Source organism: Blattabacterium sp. (Blaberus giganteus), from assembly GCF_000262715.1.
Classification (GTDB): domain Bacteria; phylum Bacteroidota; class Bacteroidia; order Flavobacteriales; family Blattabacteriaceae; genus Blattabacterium.
The window spans coordinates 1-3,423 of the sequence record NC_017925.1 but is presented as its reverse complement, the minus strand read 5'-3'; the positions used below and the strand labels follow the sequence as shown (position 1 = coordinate 3,423).

5 protein-coding genes are annotated in these 3,423 nt (G+C 30.9%); 4 read left to right on the top strand and 1 reads right to left on the bottom strand.

Going from position 1 to position 3,423, the window contains the following annotated elements; translation table 11 throughout:
• The first annotated feature begins 296 nt into the window (after positions 1-296).
• From BGIGA_RS03080 to BGIGA_RS03070, 3 genes are read left to right on the top strand one after another with little or no spacing between them, the layout of a single operon-like run.
• Positions 297-1,370, top strand: a complete 1,074-nt coding sequence (locus tag BGIGA_RS03080; protein ID WP_014726905.1) for a ribonucleotide-diphosphate reductase subunit beta — start codon at positions 297-299, stop codon at positions 1,368-1,370.
• Positions 1,371-1,400: 30 nt separating this feature from the next.
• Positions 1,401-1,781, top strand: a complete 381-nt coding sequence (locus tag BGIGA_RS03075; RefSeq protein ID WP_014726904.1) for a VRR-NUC domain-containing protein — start codon at positions 1,401-1,403, stop codon at positions 1,779-1,781.
• A gap of 6 nt (positions 1,782-1,787) precedes the next feature.
• On the top strand, positions 1,788-2,264 hold the full coding sequence (locus tag BGIGA_RS03070) for a DUF1599 domain-containing protein (protein ID WP_014726903.1): 477 nt from the start codon (positions 1,788-1,790) through the stop codon (positions 2,262-2,264).
• A gap of 4 nt (positions 2,265-2,268) precedes the next feature.
• Here BGIGA_RS03070 and dut read toward each other — a convergent pair whose 3' ends face one another.
• Positions 2,269-2,661: a dUTP diphosphatase gene (gene dut, locus BGIGA_RS03065; RefSeq protein ID WP_014200386.1), complete on the bottom strand. Its 393-nt coding sequence runs from the start codon at positions 2,659-2,661 to the stop codon at positions 2,269-2,271.
• Positions 2,662-2,743: 82 nt separating this feature from the next.
• Here dut and BGIGA_RS03060 point away from each other — a divergent pair, with 82 nt between their 5' ends.
• Complete coding sequence (locus tag BGIGA_RS03060) at positions 2,744-3,082, top strand: hypothetical protein (RefSeq protein WP_148265053.1); 339 nt, start codon at positions 2,744-2,746, stop codon at positions 3,080-3,082.
• Positions 3,083-3,423: the final 341 nt, after the last annotated feature.

Below are 3,423 nucleotides of genomic sequence, written 5' to 3'. Positions count from 1 at the left end.
ACTAGGGACTATAGTTCGGGGACTAGGTAGTAGCATTCGGGGATTTCACGTAAGTGTTGGGTTGATTATTGGGTTGGGGGGGGGTTTTACCGCCCACGCACACCCACGCACGCACATGCATGCGCGCGCGCGATAGGGGGGGTGGACGACTAGTTTAGTCCTGGTATAATTTTTTTACATGTAAAAAAAATGAATTTTTATCCGAATTTTGTTTGTAATTTTTTTTCTCTTTAAGTTTAAAATATTTTTTATTACATTTAGATAGAGATTAGGGAGCTAAATAAAGAAGAAGAGAAATGGGTATAACGAAAGATCGTTTAAATTTTAAGCCTTTCGAATATCAGTGGGCTTATGAGTATTGGTTTAAGCAACAAAATGCGCATTGGTTGCATACGGAGATCAACATGCAGTCGGATATTCATGATTGGAATGAAAATTTATCGGATCGAGAAAAGAATGTTATTGGAGATATATTAAAGGGTTTTACTCAAACGGAAACCGAAGTGGGAAATTATTGGTCCGAAATGATTCCCAAGTGGTTTCCCATTCCAGAGATTAAAATGATGGGTCAAGCTTTTGGTTCTTTTGAGACGATTCATGCTGTGGCTTATTCTTATTTGAATGATATTTTAGGGTTAGATAATTTTCATGCTTTTTTAGAAGATGAAGCAACCATGAAAAAGTTGAAAGTATTGATGGATATTAGAAAAAGTGATCATGGTAAGTATAATAGAAAGGAGATTGCAAAGAGTATTGCTTTGTTTTCTGCTGCAGCAGAAGGAATTCAATTGTTTTCTTCTTTTGCGGTATTATTGTCTTTTAGAAAATCTAATCGTTTGAAGGGGATAGGGCAACAAATTATTTTTTCTGTTAGGGATGAGTCTCTTCATTCGGAAGCGGGGTGTAAGATTTTTCGTACGTTTTGTGAAGAAAATGATGGATTAAAAAATTCGGTGGCCGATTCTATTTATTATGGAATGGATTTAGCATTAAAAAATGAATTTATTTTTATTGATCAAATTTTTGATAATGGTGATATTCCAACTATGAAGAGAGAAGAATTGAAAAATTTTATGAAAGATAGAGCCAATATTAAATTGAAAGAATTAGGACTATCGGATGCCTATTGTATAGATAAAAATATGTTAGATAACATGAGTTGGTTTTATATAACGATATCTGGAGAACAGCAAACTGATTTTTTTGATAATCGGGAAACAGGATATAGTAAGCCTAATGAAGATTGGAATGAAGATCTTTTTGTTTTGGATGATAAAAAAACTTCTACAGAAAAAAAAATATTAGAAATTCTTTTAAAGAATAAGAAAGAAAATTTAGGAAATTCTGGATGTGTATCCTGTGAGTCTTAGATGATTGGTTATGGATAATTTTGAGATAAATTGAAAAGAAAAATTACACCTTGGTACAATACTTTAGGAAAAGAACAACTATTGCATAGTTCTGTTTGTGATTATTTAGATTATGAATATCCGCATATTTTTTATTTTCATCCTCATAATGAAGCAAGAAGAACTCCTTATGAGAGGTTTCTTATAAAAGTGATGAGATTAAGACCAGGTCTTCCGGATATATTGGTTCCTATTCCAAAAAAAGGTAGGACGGGGATGGCTTTGGAATTCAAAATAAAACCAAATAAATTAACAGAAAATCAGATTCATATAATAGATATATTCAATTCGTACAATTGGAAGGTGAATGTTTGTTATGATTTTGACGAAGCAAAGATTTATATAGATCAGTATTTAAAAAAAATAGATTAGTATAAAATGAAAAACAATAAAACTTCCATGCAATATGATGTCATATCTAATGAATGTAGAACTCATTTTTTGAAAAAAAAGTTCTTGATTCCTAAAAAGTTATGTAATTATATTTTGATTCAAATAGATCAGAATAATTGGATTGAAATTGTTAATTATTCTGTTTTAGCAGGAATCATGATTCAACAAAAAAAAATCGACTCTATGCTTTCTGTTTCTGCTACAATAATAATAGATGTATATGATCAATATATAAAAAAGGCTAAATCTCTTATGGAAAAAAAAAATTCGGATTATGAAGAAGCTTGGAAATATATGAGCATTTCTTCTATCAAAGATTTAATTATGCAAAAAATTTTTAGGATTCAAGGAATGGAAAAACGTTTCTATGAAGTAGAAAATTATGCTTATAAAGTTCAAGATAATTATATAGATATATTGAATTATGCTATTTTTGCTTTGATAAAAATGAAAAATCCATAAAAATTTATTTCTTTTTTATTTCATTCCATTTTACTTTTTCGTATTTGTAAACTATTATTTGCGCTATTCTATCGCCGTCTTTTACAGTAAAAGTATGACTAGATAAGTTTATGAGTAATATTTTTATTTCTCCTCTATAATCTGAATCGATAGTCCCTGGATTATTTAGAACAGTTATCCCATGACGTAAGGCTAATCCGCTTCTAGGTCGGATTTGAGCTTCATATCCTGTAGGTATTTCTATGAAAATACCTGTTTTTATGATTTTTCTTTCCATAGATGGAATAATAATCTCTTTTTCCAGATAGGCTTGTAAGTCGATCCCGGCTGCTCCTTCTGTAGCATAATATGGAAAAATATGATGGGATAAATTACGTATTTTGATTAGGACACTCATCTTTATCGTATTTAATTATAATCTTTTATGTATGAATAATATTTCAAAAAAAAACTTATATTCCAAAAAAAATTGATATGAAATGAAAAAACTATTTTTTTTTATCTTATCCATGATGTTTTTTACATCATGTAATGATGATAATTTAACTGGAGGCCATCCACCAGAAGAACCCGAAAAAACTAATACTCCTACTATAGGAATGGCCATTGACCCTCCTCCTGCTCCTACTACTTCATCCCCTTTTTTTCTTTCGGATTTTGAAAAGGATGAAAAGGAAAAATCTCGTATACAGATTGAAGAATTAATGAATCAAGATTCTCAATTAAAAAAAATTATTGAAGAATTGGCAAAAGCTGAAAAAGAAAAAGCTGAAAAAGCAAAAGCTGAAAAAGAAAAAGCTGAAAAAGAAAAAGCATAAAGATCAAATTGGAGAATATAGTGGTCCTTTTTTTTTACGACCACTATTATTATTATATTATTATCTTATCGATGAACATCCCTTTTCTCCCACACCACACTACTGGGCGATGGGTTCCGAACTTCATTAAAAAAATACCCATTAGAGTTACAAAGAATATCTTTTTTGGGGTTATGGATCCCTATTGGTAGGGTACCCTACCAATAGGGATCCATAACCTTAAATGGGGCATCCTAGCCTTAAATTTACCTATCCTGAATGTGGACTCCCACACCACACTAATGGGCGATGGGTTCATTAAAAAAATACCCATCGAACTATAGTCCCTAGTCTTATATAAG